This window comes from Vibrio diabolicus (genome assembly GCF_011801455.1).
GTDB lineage: Bacteria > Pseudomonadota > Gammaproteobacteria > Enterobacterales > Vibrionaceae > Vibrio > Vibrio diabolicus.
Genome location: NZ_CP042452.1, coordinates 177,180 through 196,148 on the forward strand (window position 1 = coordinate 177,180; position 18,969 = coordinate 196,148).

Here is an 18,969-nt window from a genome sequence, read left to right on the forward strand (position 1 = left end):
CTAGTCGCACTTTATATCCAGACAACAGGCTTAGCTTTTCAATGAACCGCCTGAAGTACGAATCACGTCTTGATACCAGTAGAAGCTCTTCTTGCGTTTACGCTCTAGCGTTCCTTGCCCATCATCATGACGATCGACATAAATATAACCGTAACGCTTGCTCATTTCGGCTGTTGAGTTAGCCACCAAGTCGATTGGCCCCCAGCTGGTGAAGCCCATCAACTCAACGCCATCAAGAATCGCTTCGTGTGCTTGAACCAAATGATCATTAAGGTATGAGATTCGATAATCGTCTTGGATTTCCCCGTTTTCATCGAATTCATCGCGAGCGCCTAAGCCATTCTCGACGATAAATAGCGGCTTTTGGTAACGATCGTGAAGGAAGTTAAGCAAAACGCGCAGGCCTTTTGGATCGATCAACCAGCCCCATTGGCTCTTTTCAAGGTATGGGTTTGGTACGCTATCGACGATGTTACCCACTTCTTTCTGTTTCGGATCGGCACTCGCACAGCCACTTGCGTAGTAGCTGAAGGAAATAAAATCGACACTTGCCGAGGCAATGTCTTCTAAGTCGCCAGCTTCCATTTGTATTTCAATGCCGTTTTCACGGAAGTAACGTTTCATGTAGCCTGGGTACTGACCACGAGTCTGCACATCACCGAAGAACAACCACTTATTGTTTTCATGCATAGCAGCAAGCACATCATCAGGGTTGCAGGTGTATGGGTAGTTGATTGCGCCAAGCAGCATGTTACCAATCTTGCCGTTTGGTACGATTTGCTGACACAGTTTTACCGCTTTCGCGTTTGCTACAAGCTGGTGGTGAATCGCTTGATAAATGTCTTGTTCACAGGCGTCTTCTTGCAAGCCCACTCCCGTAAATGGCGCATGAAGTGACATGTTGATTTCGTTAAAGGTAAGCCACAGCTTCACTTTGTCTTTGTAGCGTTCCAGCACGGTGCGAGCGTAACGCTCGAAAAACTCGATCACTCGACGATCGCTCCAACCACCATAATTCTCAACCAAGGCGTAAGGCATCTCGTAATGAGAAAGCGTCACAAATGGTTGCATATCGTGTTTGGCTAGCTCATCAAAAATTTTGTCGTAAAACGCCAGTCCTTCTTCGTTTGGCTCAAGCTCATCGCCATTAGGAAAAATACGACTCCAAGCGATGGACAAGCGCAGGCAGGTGAATCCCATCTCTTTAAACAGGGCAATATCTTCTGGATAGCGATTGTAGAAATCGATCGCAAGATCTTTGATACCAGGCGTTCGTTCTTCACGCGTTTGATGCGGGCTTAGAATGCCGTTTGGCAACATATCTGATGTTGATAAACCTTTCCCCCCAAGGTTGTATGCCCCCTCTACCTGGTTTGCCGCAATGGCACCACCCCAAAGGAAATTATCTGGAAACTTAATCATGTTTCTCACTCTTTATATTTAGGAAATGTTTGTGGATTTATTGCTTGAGAATAGTGTAGGAGACATCTCGATACTTATAGCGAGATCGTGTTTTTATCAGTTCATCACCAAACGTCAGTAATGATAAACATTGAGATATAGGATGGTTGTTAACAATGCCAACCTAAGTGAATTTAGGTTGGCATTCGTATTCAAAACGTAAATGCTAAATTCGCCGCCGCGCCAAACTGGTTATCGCCAGCGTAAGACCCTGCTAGGTCTACACTGATCACATCAAAAGGACTGATGCCAATGCCACCTGTCACCGAGTTATCGAGGTTATTTTCTAGGTCAACTTCATAACCAGCGCGGAGTTGAGCCCATCCCCAAGCATTCCCCTCGATACCAACGCGAATAAACTGGGTGTCATCGTCGAGCTCTTTAAAGCGCTTTTGTTTGGTGAGATCGGCGTCTAGGCTCAGAGCGACATAGTCCCCGACATAGCCGATACCAAGGGTCGCTTGTGGCGTGAGTTCGTAGGTATAGTTGCCTAGTTTTGTTTCTATATCTTGCTCGAAGACGTCTTTTAACGAGAGACCAGCTCTAAATGCGTTGTGATACCAAGCGACCCCAAGATCCATATTGAACGTGTTCTTTGATACTTCACTTTTGTCGTAATCCTCGATATCAAAGTCATCTAGTGTTGTACGCTGCGTATAGGTTTTAAGTTGTTGGTATTTGGGCGTAATACCAAATGCGAATTGCTGCCCACCTATCGTGTATGCGCGAGCCAAGGCAACGCCATATTCCGCACTACCGAAAGCCGCTAGGTCGACGGCAGAATTGAGGTATCGATCTGCGGTGTTTGTTGAATCTGAGATATCGGGTGCCGCAAGTATCTCCACATAACCAGCGCTAAAAAGGTTTACCGACATGTAGCGTGTCGGAATCGCAATCGCGAGGCTCAGACCTCCGTTAATGACGACTGGAGCACTCTTATCTAATTGATCGAGTAGTCGATTAAGTTCGGCTTCGTTCGCAGGTGTGGGAATGCCCTGAATACTATCGTAAAGGTCTTGAACATCATCAACGGCTGATAAAGCTTCATCCTCATCGTGAATATTGACGCCGAGAGCAGGAATGAGTAGGCCGATATCGTCATTTTCTCGATAGAGAGCGCCTAGGGCTGGGTTGTGTAGAGGAGCGGTTAAATAGTCAGCGGAAACGACGCCTGTATTTCCCATTCCGTGACTTCGAGCGTCTGCTGCGTAAGGTGCTGCAAAAGCGTGAGGTGATAAAATAAAAAGCGCCCCTGTTGCTGCTAAAGTTAGTTTTCTCATAACGCATCCATTCTTACTTTAAATAATTACTTATCAATAAATTAGATGGTGGGAGCTAAAACTTGGTGTCAACCACCAAAAATTGTGCTGATGAATAGCATGTGGCGATTCATCAAGTTAAGCGTAGGTTAGGCAACTCGCTTTATAAAGTTGATTAAGATTTATTGCTCTTTAATTGTGTGGAGAAAAGCTGGAGAGGTGGATGGCGTTGGATTAGCTACGATGAGGAGCGAGCTCAAACATTAAGGTGAAGGACATGCCTTTATCAGCGTTGAGCTGCGCACTGATTTTCCCTTGCATATCTCGCATATTGTTGGCGGTGATGGAAAGTCCTAACCCCAGTCCTTCACCAATTTTTTTACTGGTTTGGAAAGGCTCGAACATGGTATCGAGTTGGTCTGAAGGTACCCCACACCCATTATCACTTACCACGACCTCAACATTATCGGTAGTGGGTGTAACGGCAATCATTAACTGGGGATCTTGGGTCTCTTTCATCGCATCTAATGCGTTAGAAATTAGGTTGCCGAGCACTTGTTGTAGGCGTTGCTCTTCGCCAATGATATTGGGTAAGTCGTTGGGAATGCGTACCCGAACGTCTACCTTTGCGAGTTGAGATTGATAGACGCGTAGCGTCTCTTCTAAAGCGTTTGTCAGCGATATCTCGTGCAGTGTTTCTGGTTTATTGTAGGCAAACGTTTTTAGCTGACTGGTCATGCTCGCCATGCGGTCAATCAACTTTTGAATCAACTTGTTATTGGCTTTCATCATGTCTGTTTGTCCACGTTCTGCTAGTAACTCGTTGGTGGTTAAAAGGGTACGCAGGCCAGTCAATGGTTGGTTTAACTCGTGGGTAATCGCGCTCGACATTCTGCCCAATGCTGCCATTTTGCTTGATTCAATCAATTGCTCTTGGGCTTGTTTTAAAGCTTGAGTTCGCTCTTCCACCCTTTGAGCGAGCTCTTGGTTAATCAGTTGCAGCGATTGTTCCGCTTTTTTACGTTTGCTAATGTCGATTATGGTAGCAAGAAAATACTGCTCACCGTGCCATGGGAAGCTAGTGAGTGAAAATAGTACAGGAAATACGCTGCCATCACTGCGTCGCGCCATGGTTTCTACAGCGCTAATCTCTGCCAGTTCCTTATGCTTTGGCAGATCTCTAAGCAAAGTGAGTGTGGTTGAATTTGAATTACCTGCATCAAATAATTCCCAGGCGAAGGTATGACGATTCACACTTTCAGGAAGACAAAAAAGGCGTTTTGCCATTGGGTTGAGGTCGAACAATAGACCTTGTTCATCAATCAACAACAAACCAACATGTGTTTTATTGATCATCTGTTTAAGTCGGCGTTGCGATTCTTCTAGTAAGGCTTGAATACGCTGCTGATTGAGATGCTTTTGTCGACGCTGTAAACCAATGATCACCAACAGGATAAGGAGTAGGAGGAGCGCTGCGATGCTCCATCCAATGACACTAATCGTTTGCTGAACAGGTTTGGTCGGAATAAGGTAACTGACAAACCAGTTTAAGTCGTCCAGCTTTACTGTGTGTGCAAAGTAGCGCTGCTGATTGAGAGTCCAGAAATGAATCACCGTATTGTCATATAGCGTTTGAGTTTCGACTTTGACTTGGTTATTCGGTTCATTAAACCAGTCGGCGTTATAGTTTGTGCTGCTGGAGAGGAAGAAGCGTTGATGGCGATTTTGTAGCGTGATGATGTCTTGGCTGGTGATGGTCTGCTCTGTTAGCAAACTCAGGTTGATTTGAACAACAACGATGCCCGCTATCTCCAAACCATCAAAAATTGGTGCAGAGAGGTAGTAAAGCGGACTAGAACCTTTTGTTTTATTCACCAGTGAGACGCCTTCTCCCTGACGTTGTATTTGTTCGACAATCGCACGGCGGTCAGAGCGGCTGAACCGTTCATCGATCAGACTCGATACCAACACTTCTCCCGAGGTTGAAAGTATCAACCAGCCCTCTGTATTCGCGGCTTTATCGAGCTGTGTCAGTTGTGCTTGAAGTGGCTCGTAGTAGTTTAAATTGCCTTTCACAAACGAAATTGTTTCTGGGTTATTCGTGACGAGATAGGGAAGGTGATAGAAACGTTTTAATGCTCGGCGGACTTCACCAATGTAGTCGAGGAGTTTCTGTTGTGCTTCTTGTTGAGTTTGGACGCTCAGCCATTGATGGGCCACCTCTCGGCTAGCACCGTAGAAAAAGATCACCAGCGCACTGATCAATACGGCGGTTAGCCACATTTTCCCATTCTTAGTGCGCTGCATACGAGCTCCGTTTGGCTGAACATAGTTATCGTAGTTGGTAGTGAAAGAGTGCGCTTAACTGATTGGATGTTAAAGAATTGTGATTAAGAAGTGGGATCTAGCTCCTTTTCTATAGCATGGTTTTTGCTAACTTTAGCAAAGACTTCTATCACCGATCAGGCAGTAACTCATGACTTTTGACGACATTCCGCGTATCGCCCTAATTGAAGATGATGACATCGTTCGTCAAGCAACAAGCCAATGGCTGCAATTGGCGGGGTTTGACGTCATAGCTTTTAGCTCGGGGGAGGAAGGTAAAACCGCCATTCTGAACCAAGAGTTTGATGCGATAGTTAGTGATGTTCGTTTGCCAGATACTGATGGAATTTCGATTTTAGAGAGCCTTATTGCGAATCACATTCCAACACCAATGATACTAATTACTGGTCATGGTGATGTGGATATGGCGGTGAATGCGCTACAAAACGGCGCGTTTGATTTTATTGAAAAACCTTTCCAACCGGAGCGTTTGTCTCAACGTGTCACAGATGCGGTCGAGAGCCATCGCGCGCAAACATCGACGCTTCACCGCCAAGAGTATCTAGCTAGCATGAGTGGTTTAGAAGAGGTGCTCATTGGTCAAAGTCGAGTGATGCAGCAATTACGCGAGCAAGTTGCGAAATTGGCGAAAATCGATACTAACGTGATCATTTACGGCGAAACAGGTTGTGGTAAAGAGCTGGTGGCGACCAGTTTACATAATGAAAGCCAACGCAGAACCCATCATTTTGTGCCAATCAACTGTGGCGCCATTCCTGAGAACCTGTTTGAAAGTGAGCTGTTTGGGCATGAAGCTGGGGCATTTACCGGAGCGGGTAAAAAGCGCATTGGCAAGTTGGAATACGCGGATAAAGGCACCTTATTCTTTGATGAAATCGAGAGTATGCCGCTGTCCATGCAGGTGAAAGTGCTGCGCTCATTACAGGAACATACAGTTGAGCGCGTTGGAGGCAATCAACAGATCTCGGTTGATTTGAGAGTGATCGCCGCCGCGAAAGAAGATCTCAATGATCATGATGAGTTTCGTCAAGATTTGTATTATCGACTCAATGTGGCGCAGATCTATTTGCCACCATTACGTGAGCGAGAAGAAGATTCACTGATTTTGTTTGAGCACTTCACCTTGCAAACTAACCCTGAAACCCGACCATTGAGTGATGCCGACAGAAACGCAGTGCTTTCCTACGCTTGGCCTGGGAATGTTCGAGAGCTGCGAAACGTGGCTATGCGTTTTGCTTTGGATGAAACGGTATCTGTGATGGAAATTCTCTCTAGCCGTCCTTCGTCAACCACGGAGGAGACGCAAGTGGGTGTTCCACTGGTTATTCAATTACATAATTTTGAGCGCAAGGTGCTGCATGATTCATTGGTCAGGCATCACGGACGCATCAATGAAGTGATGCAGGAGTTGGATTTACCACGTCGAACCCTTAACCAAAAAATGCAAAAGTTTGGTTTAAATCGCTCTGATTATACTTAACGCAATTTTTAAGCTGACTTACCGCTATGGGCGTCACAAATATGATTATGCGCTTTTCGAGGGAGTCGGGACAAACTTATAAGTTAGGCCTTCCCCCTCTCCAAACAAGGTGACTTGGTTTCTGCCCGTATGTTTAGAGCTATACAGCGCTTCGTCTGCTTCAGCAACGACCTCGTGAAGCGATTGTCCCTCAGATAACTCACTGATTCCAAAGCTCATGGTGATCTCATTTTCGAATGACTGCAGTGAGGCTTCTGTTTCTACCGCTAGGCGAATTTGCTCGGCAACAATTTTGGCGCGTTGTGCTTTTTCAAGTAAAACAATCATGAACTCATCACCACCAAATCGTACTGTGCAAGCTGACTCCGGGAGGTGTTTCTTAAAGATAGCGGCAATCGTAGCCATGACGGAATCGCCTACCGTATGGCCATAATGATCATTAATCGCTTTGAACTCGTCCATGTCGGTCATGATGATGCTTATTGATTGCTTCCGTTTGTGCGCTTGATTAACAAGGTTTGGAACAATTTCTTCCATCGCGCGACGATTATGAAGCCCTGTGAGGGCGTCTAAATGTGAGAGATCATTGATTGACTGTATCAAGCGGCCATTAATTAGCCACAACATGCTAAAGCTCATAGCGACAATCAGACAGATGCTAAGTAAAAACGTCATCTGGTGGATAAAACCTGCGGTCATAAAATTTGGCACTTCATTGGCGAAAGCGCTCCAAAGTGCTCTGAAGCCCATAAAAATACTGAAGCAAAAGAAGGAGCACGCCATCACTATGGTTGGGAGTTTTTGGTCTTGCTTGGTGCCTTTCAGCATGGCGATCCCACTAAAAAACGTAACGATGCAGATATAAACACTTAAGTAAATGATACGGCTTTTAATTGAATGGTCATGGAAGGTGAAATAATAGAACGAACCGCTGAAAATGGGCGTTAAAAAAGCGAGTGAGTGGGCCAGTTTTAGAGGGAATTGACGAAAAATGCTCACGCTGTAAAGCGTAAGCAAGAAGCCGATTAATATGAGCGTATTAGCTATGACGATGGTAAGCCAATCTGGTGCGGAGCCTCTAAATCCCAGTAAAAAAGGCCCAAAGCCAATAAATAACAGCGAGAGAGAAAAAGTCTTTAAGCCTTTGATCTTTTTTTGTGTGTATTGGTAACAAAGTAGACTGATTGAGTAAATGCAAGAGAACAGAATAACGATAAAGTTGAGCGTTCTGATGTCTAAATACTGATTGTCCATAAGCGCTCCACATCAATCCATAGTTCAGGCAACTCCTTTGCCTGATATCAATAAGCGAACTACATATTAACTTACTTATTGAGTGATGTCTTATGTTAAACGGCTATTCATTTATCAGCTCGAATTGTTCGGTTTGGTTGGTTTTCGTCGTAAACAGCAGACCAACAATCATCATAAATACGCTAGGCATAATCCAGCTAGCAAAGTCATTGTACAGAGGCATGTAATTACCCATCCACTCATTGGTGGAATCTGGCATATAACCTAGGATGTGCAGCGCATCAACACAACCAAACGTTAGAGCAGTGAATGCGGTCGCGACCACCATGATTTGCGACATCTTGTTACGCACTGGTGCCATGATCATCAATGCAATCGCTACTGGGTGAAGCGCCACAACCGCTGGCAATGTGATAGCCAATAGTTGCTCCAGACCTACGTTGGCGATCAAACCAGCCAATACCATGGTCGTGATCACGCAGCCTTTGTAGTTCACTTTGCTGAAAGTGTTGTCGTAGAACTCACTGCCTGCGGTGGTTACGCCGATAGCAGTAGTCAAACACGCCAATACCATCACGGCACCTAGTAATAGTGAGCCAAATGCGCCGAAGTGGCTGAAGGTGAATGCCGTTAAGATGTCGCCACCATTGCTGAATTCAGAACCTAAGTATGAGCTTGTTGAGCCAATGTAAGCCAATGAGATGTAAACAAATGCCATGGCAACTGCATACATCAAAGCAGCAATTAGTGTGTATTTTGCAGTGGCTTTCGGACAATCCACACCCATGCTGCGAATCGCACGGAAGATAATCCAACCAAAACCGATAGAGCCTAGTGCATCCATGGTCATGTAGCCTTGCGTTAAGCCTTCAGCAAATGCACCAGATACGTATGGTCCCGTTGCGGCAGTTAGTTCGCCTGCAGGAGAAACCAAAGCAGTCACAGACATGATGATCAAGATCGCCATCAATGCAGGCGTTAAGATCTTACCTAGGTTGTCGACCAACTTACCCGGATATAGGGCAAATAGAATGGTGATAGCACAGAAGGCAATAGTGAAAGGCACCAAAGCGGCATCACCAAACATTGGCGCAAAGCTGAACTGGTAAGCCACGGTAATTGCGCGCGGAATCACGAACGCAGGGCCAATCACGATAAACACCATCACCCAAAAACTGGTCGCCAAAGGTTTAGGTAGGGCAGCGGTTAATTTGTCTGAACCGTTTACGATAGCCACCATCACCAGTGCCATCGCAGGCAGACCTACACCCGTCAAGAGGAAGCCAGACATCCCGCTCAGAAAGTTTTCACCTGCTTGGTAACCCAAAAATGGAGGGAAGATCAGGTTACCTGCGCCTAAGTACATGGCGAAAGTCATGAAGCCCAAAGCGGCGATATTGCGTGCGCTTAACATTGTTATTCCTCTTATGTTTCGCTTGGAAGAAACTGAAAGGAATGGGAGGAGTATGTGGTGTTCCCGTCAGCTTCTTCTCAAGCTGACAGAAAGTTTAGATATAGCCTGTCAGCTCTGAATCAGTTTCAGAGAGAGCAGGAGGATCGCAGCAGCAACGCCAGATGGGCGTTTTAAAGCGAATTGTAATTGCGCAGTTGCTGACATGGGTGATCCTTAATGACGAAAAAATACCAAGTAATACGTTTGCCTTGGCGTGTTGTTACCCTAACGAACATAGGGCTATTGGCACAACCCCGAAGTAGAAAATAAGTTGATACGGTCAATGTTTGTTTCTGAACTGGTGGATCGAACTGCTTTTTAAATTCAAAATCAGAATAAATGACTTTTCATTTCTGTAACATGGCTTGTTTTGCTGTATTTTTGTGCTATTTGTAGTCGTTTAGGCTATAAACCTCCGCTGATAAAGTGAGCAGTTTAGAATGATGCGCTTTTTCTTCTTATTGTTAAGACGCTCATTAGTTGCAGTTCAATCCAAAATTGCATCGGCAAAATATTGCTTATTAGTGAATCGTGCATTTATTTTGTCTTGATCACATTTTATTAACCTTTTGCGATCTAGGCGTGCAACCTTCTTCTCTTCAATGAGCAAGATCTTGCTCATTACTTTGCTATCAAATCAGCATGATTTTGCTCATTTTTGATGTCTTTTTGTGCTTATGTCAATAAATACAATGACCTAAAAGTTGGCATTTCAATTGCTCTAGGGAATTTGTTGTTAATGAAGATTTAACATGATGTAAATCCCCAATCGTGAAACCACTACACGGAGAGTAATAATGAAAATGAATAAGCTGGTAAAAGCTTTGGCTGTCGCTGTGACTTCTTTTGGTATTGCTGCTAACGCTGCGGCAGAAGATCGTAGCTACATTCTTGCAACGGCATCGACAGGGGGTACTTACTACCCTGTGGGCGTAGCGTTGGCGACTTTAAGCAAAGTGAAATTGGCACCAAAGCACCACTTCTCCCTTTCTGCAATCAGCTCTGCGGGCTCTGGTGAAAACGTCAAACTGCTGAACGAAAATGAAGCACAGTTCGCGATTCTGCAAGGTCTTTACGGTGCATGGGCTTGGTCTGGCGAAGGTCCTTATGAGAAAAGCGGTCGCCAAGAGCAGCTGCGTTCGGTCTCTATGTTGTGGCAAAACGTTGAGCACTTTATTGTTCGCTCTGACCTAGCAAAAACGGGCACAGTGACTGACCTGAACAACCTAGATGGCAAGAAGTTCTCTATCGGTAAGAAGAACTCTGGTACTGAGAACTCGGGTCGCCAAATCATGAAAGGTCTGAAGGTAGACCCTGATAAATTCAATCTTGCTTACATGGGCTACGGCGGCAGCGCGAGCGCACTTCAAAACGGTACCATTGACGGTATGAACACGCCTGCAGGTGTACCTGTTGGTGCGGTTACTCAAGCTTTTGCTGCGCTGGGTAAAGACATTTCGATTCTTTCGTTTACTGACGAACAAATCAAAGAGGCGAACGGCAATTACAACCTATGGACGAAGTACGAGATCCCAGCGAACACGTACCCGGGTCTAGATAAGCCAATCACCACCATTGCACAGCCAAACTTCTTGGCAGTTCGTGAAGATATCTCGGAAGAAGACGTTTACCAGCTAACCAAAGCGATCTACGAGAACCTACCTTTCCTACAAGGCATTCACAAAGCAACAAAAGCAATGGCGATTGAGAAAGCGATCGCTGGCTTACCAGTGCCTCTTCACCCAGGCGCGGCGCGTTACTACAAAGAAATGGGCATCGAAATCCCATCAGACCTAATGGCGAAATAACGCCTACTTGGCCCCGAGCTTCGGCTCGGGGCATTTTATCCCTACCGATTTCTAAGATGGAAAAAGCCGCCAGAGCTTGGAGTATGAGATGAGCGACTCAATAGAAAAGGAATTGCAGAAGTTTGAGCTGCCCACGCGCACTGATTTTCCGTGGGTAACCACCACAATCACAGTGTTTGGCGTGGTGCTGTCTGCTTTGCACATTTGGTTTAATACCTTATCGACGTTACCGGAGTTATGGATTTCCGCGACCCACTTTGCTGGCTTTGCGGTGATTTGTGCGCTTTGGTATCCGGCTCATATCTCTCTCAAGCAGAGTAAGATTGCACTCGGCATCGATGTGTTAATTGCTATGGGCGCGGTCGCGTGTTTGCTCTACATTCCCTATGCCGAAGATGCGCTGTACGAACGCGGTGTGAAGTTCGTGACCAGCGATTGGGTCTTCGCCATCATGGCAATTCTGATTGTTATCGAACTGATTCGACGCACCATGGGCTGGTTTATTCCAGTGCTGATTGTGGTGTGTCTGAGTTACGTTGTGCTTTGGGGTAAGTGGGCGACAGGTATTTTCCACTTCCCGGGTTTGAGCATGGAAACTTTGCTCTACCGTAGCTTTTATTCTTCTGAGGGCATGTTTGGCTCTATCTCGCGCATCAGTTGGACTTTCGTGTTCATGTTCATTCTGTTTGGGGCGTTTCTTGTTCGCTCTGGTGTCGGTGATTACATTATCAATGTGGCACGTGCTGCGGCTGGCAAAATCATTGGTGGTCCGGGTTTTATCGCAGTGATTGGCTCCGGTTTGATGGGCTCAGTGTCTGGCTCAAGCGTGGCAAATACGGTTTCAACCGGTGTTATCAGTATTCCTTTGATGCAAAAAGCAGGTTTTCCTTCGCGCTTCGCGGCGGGCGTTGAAGCTGCGGCGTCGACAGGTGGTCAGTTGATGCCACCAGTGATGGGAGCGGGCGCTTTCATCATGGCGTCTTACACGCAAATTCCTTATGTTGATATTATTGCCGTTTCTTTCATTCCTGCTCTTATCTATTTCTTGTCTGTGGCGTTCTTTGTGCGTATCGAAGCCAAACGCAGCGGCGTTCAAAAAATCACGACCAGCGATGAATCTCTACTGAAAGTGTTGATCAGCGGTTGGCACAACCTTATCCCACTGGCGGTATTGGTCACTTTGTTGGTTCAAGGTTTTACGCCAACTTACGCTGCGGGCTTGTCGATCATTTCAGTGGTGGTGGCTTCTTGGTTTTCGAAAGATCATAAGATGGGACCAAAAGCGATCATCGAAGCACTTTCGCAAGGCGCGAAAAACATGGCGACAACCGCTGTATTGCTGGTGGGTATTGGTTTGGTGATCAACGTGATCAGTACAACGGGCATCGGCAACACGTTCTCATTGATGATCGATGGTTGGGCGAATGGTGACTTGTTCATCATGATCGTTCTGATTGCACTCGCTTCTCTTGTTTTGGGTATGGGCTTACCCGTGACAGCGGCGTATATTGTATTGGGCACATTGTCTGCCCCTGCGCTTTACAAGTTGATTGCGGAAAACCAATTGCTTGAATTGATGGTGTCAGGTCAATTGCCAGAGCAAGCAAAAGCGATCTTTATGTTGGCAGCGCCAGAAAAGCTGGAACTGCTTAATGCACCAATGGCGTTGGAAACGGCGAAAGAAATGGTGGCGCTAGTACCTGCGGACTTTATGGAAACCCTACTAGAGCAAAGTTTGGGTATGGAAGCGGTAGGTTTAGCACTGCTGGCTGCTCATCTCATCATCTTCTGGCTATCGCAAGACAGTAACGTAACACCACCAGTGTGTTTGACCGCTTTTGCAGCAGCGACCATTGCTAAAACACCGCCAATGCGCACCGGTTTAATGGCGTGGAAAATCGCCAAAGGTTTGTATCTTGTCCCGCTGTTGATTGCTTACACAGGCTTGGTCAGTTGGGATGTGGCGTCGGTGATTACCGTGGGCTTCTTTGCCATCATCGGTACCTATGCATTGATTGGTGCGATTGAAGGTTACTTGGAAGGTCCTCTAAACATTCTGACGCGTCTCTTGTTGGTAGTGGTGGGTACATTGCTGGTTTGGCACGACATCCCAATGTTGGTTCGTGTGGCAAGCTGCGCGGTATTTGTCGCGGTGTTCATTTACAGTGGTCGCAAGTTCAAATTGCAACAATCTCAACTATCGGTTTTATAAGAGGTCGTATGAAATCAGTCTATGACTACATCATTGTTGGTGGCGGTATCGTTGGCGTGTCGACGGCATGGCAACTGCAGCAACGTCACCCTGACAAATCCATTTTATTGGTTGAGAAAGAGTCCGGCTTTGCCAAGCATCAAACTGGACACAACAGCGGCGTGATTCATGCCGGGGTGTACTACGCGCCGGGCAGCTTAAAAGCCGATTTTTGTAAGCGTGGGGTAGAGCGAACCATTTCGTTCTGCGCCGAGCACGATATTCCGGTGGAGAACTGTGGCAAGTTACTGGTTGCGACCAACGAGCAAGAAGTCGAACGCATGAATGCCCTCTATGAGCGCTGCCATGTCAACGGCATCGACGTAAAGCTACTCGATGAAGTCCAACTCAAGCTGGCTGAACCAAACATCACAGGCTTGGGTGCGATTTATGTCAAAACCACCAGTATTGTCGATTATCGTTTGGTCACTGAGCAGATGGCAGAAGAGTTCAAAAAGCTCGGTGGTCAAATCAGCCTGAGAACCAAAGTGGTGGCTGCCGAAGAGAAGGACGAAGAAGTCCAACTAACCTGCATTTCAGACGGTCAAACGATGCAGCTCAATGCCAAATTCTTGATCACTTGCAGCGGCTTGATGGCGGATCGCATGACTAAGATGATGGGTATTCCAACTGACTTTCAGATCATCCCTTATCGTGGTGAATACTACCGCTTAGATAGCAAATACGACCAAGTGGTGAATCATCTTATTTATCCAATTCCCGACCCTGATTTGCCATTCTTAGGTGTCCACCTAACTCGCATGATTGATGGCAGTGTGACCGTTGGTCCAAATGCGGTGCAAGGCTGGAAACGAGAAGGGTACGACAAGGTTAACTTTAGCCTGCAAGATACCATGCAGATGCTTAGTTTCTCCGGTTTCTGGAAGGTGACACAAAAGCATTTTAAAACCGGATTGGATGAGTTTAAGAACTCTTGGTGGAAGCCGGGCTATCTCAAGTTGGTCAACAAATACTGCCCAAGCATCAAGGTGGAAGATCTCAAACCATATCCTGCGGGTATTCGCGCACAAGCAGTGTTATCCGATGGCACTTTGGTTCATGACTTCTTGTTTGCCGAGAGCGCAAGAAGCCTACACGTTTGCAATGCCCCCTCTCCCGCAGCGACATCGGCAATGCCGATTGGGGAGTACATTTGCGATAAGGTGAATGAGAAGATAGAGGCTAAAACGGTATAAAACAAAGGCGACGTAACTGTCGCCTTTGCTATATTTGAAGCGACGTTTTATGACTCGCCTTCTTTAGGGCAAAGTTCGCCTTTCTTGGCGTGTCTTTCGATCATGTAATCTCCTCGGGCACTGTGCAATACAATCGCATTCCAGACTTGGCCATCTTGCAACTCGAACTCAAACGCATAATGGGTGCCGCCGACCATTTTCGTTCTCACCTCATGAATCGCTTTCAATTTATCATCGGCATTCATTTGATAAAGCACCATGTTGAGTGAGCGTCTAGCGTCAGGAGTAGCTTGAGCAACTTGCCAATGGCTCTGTTCGTTTGTTGCGGAGCAAATAGACCGCATTTTACTTTTCATGGCGGATGACATCTGCTTGTCTACGGCCAATGCATTTGGTGAAAACAGTAGACCTGTCAAAGGAATCAAAGTTGCCAGAATCTGCTTTAAGGTCATAAAAACACTCCGTTGTTTTACTCTTGCTTGAGTATAGACCTCAATGACTTCAGATGTGGTGCAGTAGACTCTTGGCCTACAATATCGCAGCTCGTATCAGCGAACTGACGATAAACAAGGCGACCACGCTTGCCAGCCAAATGCCAATGAACCACAAAATGGGTTTTAGTTTCATTAGTGATATCCTTCTCCACGTTTCATCTTACCGCGGAAAACCCAATACGAATAAGCCGTGTAGGCTATGATCAGAGGAAGTAATACCACCGCACCGGTAAGTAAAAATGCCAAACTTTTATCTGGCGCGGCGACGTCTTGATAAGTGAGTGCGAATGGGACCAAGTAAGGAAATGTACTGACACCGAAACCCATCGCGGAAACAAGAAATAGGCCGATGGCAAGTACATAGGCACGAACAGCTTTGTGGTCGAGTAAGGCTTTGAATAGCTGCCAAATGAGTGCCACTGCAATAATTGGTAAGATGAAAAACAGCAGCGAGTTTGGTAATGAGAACCAACGTTCAAAGACGATATGTTGGCTCAATGGCAACCACAAACTGGCGATGAATATACAGGCTACCATCGCTAGCCCCCATCGTTGCGCGACCACGTAGTACCGCCCCATCAGCTCTTCTGGAAGCTTGATTAATAACCAGCATGAACCAAGCAGAATATAAGCACAAACAAGCGCCAAGCCACAAAATACGCTAAATGGTGAAAGCCAATCAAACCATCCACCTGCGTATGCTCGTTCACTAACTTCTATACCTTGGATCAGGGTTCCAAGCATAATGCCTTGCATCAATGCCGCGGTGAGTGAACCAATGAAAAAAGCGCTATCCCATAAAAACTTTCCGCGTTGTGTTCGGAAGCGATACTCAAAAGAAACCCCGCGCAGAATTAACCCGAGCAGCATTAAAATCAGGGGAGCATAGAGTGCTGGCATAATGACCGCGTAGGCGAGGGGGAACACGGCAAAAAGCCCACCACCGCCAAGAACTAACCAAGTTTCATTCCCATCCCAAACAGGAGCGATGCTGTTCATCATCATGTCGCGCTCTTCATCGTCATTAGCGCTGAGGAATAGGATACCAATACCGAGATCAAAGCCATCTAACACGACATAAATCAGAACGGCGAGCCCAATCAAAGCGTACCAAATTAATGCGTAATCCATGAGTTAGCTCCTAGGTTAGATGGTTAGAATGTGTGATGGCATCGGTTTTCGTGCCATCAGGAAGTCGGCTATCTAGACCTTCTTCATATCGAGTTGGAGACTTACGCATCAAACGTAGGAGATAGAAGAAGCCAGCTCCAAAAACCACAAAGTAAACCACGATGAACGCCGTCAGGGAGACGCTCACCGCGGCGGCATCAATAGGCGATGCCGAATTGGCTGTGGTTAAAAGACCGTATACGGTGTAAGGCTGGCGACCGACTTCGGTGGTTATCCAGCCTGCTAAAACTGCAATGAACCCCGCTGGGGCAAACAGGACACAAATACGTTGAAGTGCCCTTGAATCAAAAAGTTTGCGACGTTTTCTTAACCATAGGCTCCACAAACCAATAACAAGCATGCCAAAACCAAGCGCGACCATTACTCGGAAAGACCAGAAAACGATAGAGACAGGAGGGTGTTCCTCCTCTGGAAAAGCATCTAATCCCTTCACTTCACCGTTGAGGTCATGAGTTAAGATCAAACTACCGAGTTTGGGGATTTCCAGTGCGTATTCCATGCGTTTTTCTTCATCGTTAGGGATACCGAAGAGGATCAATGGCGCGCCTTGGTGAGACTCATAGTGCCCTTCCATCGCGGCGACTTTGGCGGGTTGATGTTCAAGGGTGTTTAAACCATGCATGTCTCCAGCAACGATTTGAATTGGTGTCACGATGGCAGCCATCCACATTGCCATCGAGAACATAATTCTGGCTAGAGGGTTATGGTTTGCTTTTAGTAAGTGATAAGCGGCAACGCCGGCTACAACAAAGGCAGTAGTAAGGTAAGCGGCGAGCAACATATGAACGAGCCGGTAAGGGAAGGAAGGGTTGAAGACAATCGCCCACCAGTCTTCTGGGATAAACTGTCCGGCTTCGTTGATACTGTAGCCCGCTGGTGTTTGCATCCAACTATTAACCGAAAGTATCCAAAACGCAGACAAAAACGTCCCGAATGCAACAATACAAGTCGCGGCGAAGTGAAGCCTCTTACCTACCTTATCCATACCGAAGAGCATCACGCCTAAAAACCCCGCTTCGAGGAAAAACGCAGTGAAAACTTCATAGCCCATTAACGGGCCTAAGATTGGGCCTGTTTTGTCGGCAAATACGCTCCAGTTGGTTCCGAATTGATAGCTCAACACGATGCCACTTACCACACCCATACCAAAACTGATGGCAAAGATTTTGAGCCAGTATTTATAGATCTGCATGTACTGTTTGTTGCCCGTTTTTAAGTACAAGCCCTCTAACACGGCGAGGTAACTTGCCAAACCAATCGTAAACGCTGGAAAAATGATGTGGAAAGAGACAGTAAAGGCAAATTGGAATCTGGCTAAATCGATGGCGAGTGTGTCCATGGGCATTCCCTTTTAAGTTTCGAATTAACAGTTCGCCGAATTAGAAGAGATGAGGGAAGAGCGACGAACAAAATGGAATACGAAGAAGGAAGGCTAAGAGATTAAAAAACGATCGCTTTTTACGGCAGTGCGTACCATCTTTTAGGTAAAGGAGGAGTTGTTATGAGCCTTAAACACTACTTTGAGAAAGCGACACCTAAGTTTGGCCCAGGTGGGAAGTATCACAAGTTCTATCCATTGTTCGAAGCTGTCGAAACCATTTTTTACACGCCTGGTAAGGTTAATCAGGGCATGACTCACGTTCGAGATAGCATCGATTTAAAACGTATTATGATCATGGTGTGGCTGGCGGTCTTCCCTGCCATGTTCTGGGGTATGTACAACATAGGTCAGCAGTCCAGCGATGCTTTGTTGTATGGAATGGAGCAAGCCTCAGCTCAGCAAGCGCTGGCTTCTTCGTGGCAACTGAGTTGGGTATGGGGCTCGTTAGATGCGGTTTCACAAGCGGGGTGGGCAAGTAAAATGTGGCTTGGTGCTACTTATTTTCTACCCGTTTATGCGACGGTGTTTATCGTTGGTGGTTTCTGGGAAGTTCTGTTTGCTATTGTGCGAAAGCATGAGGTAAATGAAGGCTTTTTTGTCAGCTCTATACTCTTTGCGCTGATCCTTCCACCGACAATTCCACTGTGGCAAGCGGCTTTAGGTATCACTTTCGGTATTGTTGTGGCGAAGGAGATTTTCGGTGGTACGGGGCGAAACTTCTTAAACCCGGCACTAGCAGGGCGAGCCTTCTTGTACTTCGCTTATCCCGCTAACATGTCCGGTGGTGCCGTGTGGGTTGCGGCAGATGGTTACTCTGGCGCTACACCGCTGAGCCAATGGTATGAAGGTGGGCAAAGTGCCTTGATAAATAATATGACGGGAGAGCCACTTTCATGGGGAGATGCTTTTGTTGGTAATTTACCAGGCTCGATGGGTGAAGTCTCCACGTTGTTGATCGCACTAACAGGCTTGGTTCTCATCTTTATGAAGATAGCGTCGTGGCGAATCGTTGCAGGTGTGTTGGTTGGTTTAGTGGCGGCTTCATTATTATTGAATGCGATCGGTTCGGACTCTAACCCAATGTTCTCCATGCCGTTTTACTGGCACTTCGTGATTGGTGGGGTCGCGTTTGGTACCTTCTTTATGGCGACAGATCCTGTCTCGGCGGCTTTTACCAATGGCGGTAAATGGGCATACGGACTATTAATCGGTGTGATGACGATTTTTATCCGAGTGCTGAACCCAGCTTATCCAGAAGGCATCATGTTAGCGATTCTATTTGCTAACTTATTCGCGCCACTTTTCGATTATTTAGTCAAAGAAAGTAATATCAAACGCAGAATGAAAAGGGCGAGACCTTCTTAAAATGAGGGTGACTTCACTGAAAGTTGATTG

The 18,969-nt window shown here is 46.3% G+C and carries 14 protein-coding genes; 5 read left to right on the forward strand and 9 right to left on the reverse strand.

What is annotated here, in order from left to right; translation table 11 throughout:
• Positions 1–30: 30 nt before the first annotated feature.
• The 3 genes from FR741_RS16245 to FR741_RS16255 all read right to left on the reverse strand — a co-directional run bounded on the left by FR741_RS16245 (position 31) and on the right by FR741_RS16255 (position 5,027).
• Positions 31–1,422 (reverse strand): glycoside hydrolase family 1 protein, encoded by a 1,392-nt coding sequence (locus FR741_RS16245; protein WP_167427200.1) that lies wholly within the window; start codon positions 1,420–1,422, stop codon positions 31–33.
• Between the two features lie 191 nt (positions 1,423–1,613).
• Complete coding sequence (locus FR741_RS16250) at positions 1,614–2,741, reverse strand: conjugal transfer protein TraF (RefSeq protein ID WP_006741246.1); 1,128 nt, start codon at positions 2,739–2,741, stop codon at positions 1,614–1,616.
• Between the two features lie 213 nt (positions 2,742–2,954).
• Positions 2,955–5,027 (reverse strand): sensor histidine kinase, encoded by a 2,073-nt coding sequence (locus FR741_RS16255; protein ID WP_167427201.1) that lies wholly within the window; start codon positions 5,025–5,027, stop codon positions 2,955–2,957.
• 169 nt (positions 5,028–5,196) lie between these two features.
• Here FR741_RS16255 and FR741_RS16260 point away from each other — a divergent pair, with 169 nt between their 5' ends.
• Complete coding sequence (locus FR741_RS16260; RefSeq protein WP_167427202.1) at positions 5,197–6,546, forward strand: sigma-54-dependent transcriptional regulator; 1,350 nt, start codon at positions 5,197–5,199, stop codon at positions 6,544–6,546.
• A gap of 45 nt (positions 6,547–6,591) precedes the next feature.
• Here the strand turns inward: FR741_RS16260 and FR741_RS16265 are convergent, their stop codons facing one another.
• Both FR741_RS16265 and brnQ read right to left on the reverse strand, forming a co-directional pair.
• Positions 6,592–7,800: a GGDEF domain-containing protein gene (locus tag FR741_RS16265; RefSeq protein WP_167427203.1), complete on the reverse strand. Its 1,209-nt coding sequence runs from the start codon at positions 7,798–7,800 to the stop codon at positions 6,592–6,594.
• Positions 7,801–7,903: 103 nt separating this feature from the next.
• Positions 7,904–9,214 carry a branched-chain amino acid transport system II carrier protein gene (brnQ, locus tag FR741_RS16270; RefSeq protein ID WP_167427204.1) on the reverse strand — a complete coding sequence of 437 codons (1,311 nt, stop codon included), beginning with the start codon at positions 9,212–9,214 and terminating at the stop codon, positions 7,904–7,906.
• An 836-nt stretch (positions 9,215–10,050) separates the two neighbouring features.
• Between brnQ and FR741_RS16275 the strand changes: the two genes are divergently transcribed.
• The 3 genes from FR741_RS16275 (at position 10,051) to lhgO (ending at position 14,508) form a co-directional block, all read left to right on the forward strand.
• Positions 10,051–11,061 carry a TAXI family TRAP transporter solute-binding subunit gene (locus FR741_RS16275; protein WP_005374185.1) on the forward strand — a complete coding sequence of 337 codons (1,011 nt, stop codon included), beginning with the start codon at positions 10,051–10,053 and terminating at the stop codon, positions 11,059–11,061.
• 88 nt (positions 11,062–11,149) lie between these two features.
• Positions 11,150–13,273: a TRAP transporter permease gene (locus tag FR741_RS16280; protein ID WP_167427205.1), complete on the forward strand. Its 2,124-nt coding sequence runs from the start codon at positions 11,150–11,152 to the stop codon at positions 13,271–13,273.
• Positions 13,274–13,281: 8 nt separating this feature from the next.
• Positions 13,282–14,508, forward strand: coding sequence for an L-2-hydroxyglutarate oxidase (gene lhgO / locus FR741_RS16285; RefSeq protein WP_167427206.1), 1,227 nt, complete (start codon positions 13,282–13,284; stop codon positions 14,506–14,508).
• A 47-nt stretch (positions 14,509–14,555) separates the two neighbouring features.
• Here lhgO and FR741_RS16290 read toward each other — a convergent pair whose 3' ends face one another.
• The 4 genes from FR741_RS16290 to FR741_RS16305 all read right to left on the reverse strand — a co-directional run bounded on the left by FR741_RS16290 (position 14,556) and on the right by FR741_RS16305 (position 17,532).
• Positions 14,556–14,960 carry a cystatin gene (locus FR741_RS16290; protein ID WP_167427207.1) on the reverse strand — a complete coding sequence of 135 codons (405 nt, stop codon included), beginning with the start codon at positions 14,958–14,960 and terminating at the stop codon, positions 14,556–14,558.
• Between the two features lie 76 nt (positions 14,961–15,036).
• Positions 15,037–15,135 carry a DUF2474 family protein gene (locus FR741_RS16295; RefSeq protein WP_080955913.1) on the reverse strand — a complete coding sequence of 33 codons (99 nt, stop codon included), beginning with the start codon at positions 15,133–15,135 and terminating at the stop codon, positions 15,037–15,039.
• A complete protein-coding gene (cydB, locus tag FR741_RS16300; RefSeq protein WP_167427208.1) occupies positions 15,135–16,133 on the reverse strand; it encodes a cytochrome d ubiquinol oxidase subunit II in 999 nt (332 codons plus the stop codon). Before cydB ends, FR741_RS16295 begins: the two co-directional genes overlap by 1 nt.
• A gap of 10 nt (positions 16,134–16,143) precedes the next feature.
• A complete protein-coding gene (locus FR741_RS16305) occupies positions 16,144–17,532 on the reverse strand; it encodes a cytochrome ubiquinol oxidase subunit I (protein WP_167427209.1) in 1,389 nt (462 codons plus the stop codon).
• Positions 17,533–17,694: 162 nt separating this feature from the next.
• On the opposite strand from FR741_RS16305, the gene FR741_RS16310 reads away from it, so the two are divergent.
• Positions 17,695–18,939, forward strand: a complete 1,245-nt coding sequence (locus FR741_RS16310; protein ID WP_167427210.1) for an NADH:ubiquinone reductase (Na(+)-transporting) subunit B — start codon at positions 17,695–17,697, stop codon at positions 18,937–18,939.
• The last annotated feature ends 30 nt before the right edge of the window (positions 18,940–18,969 follow it).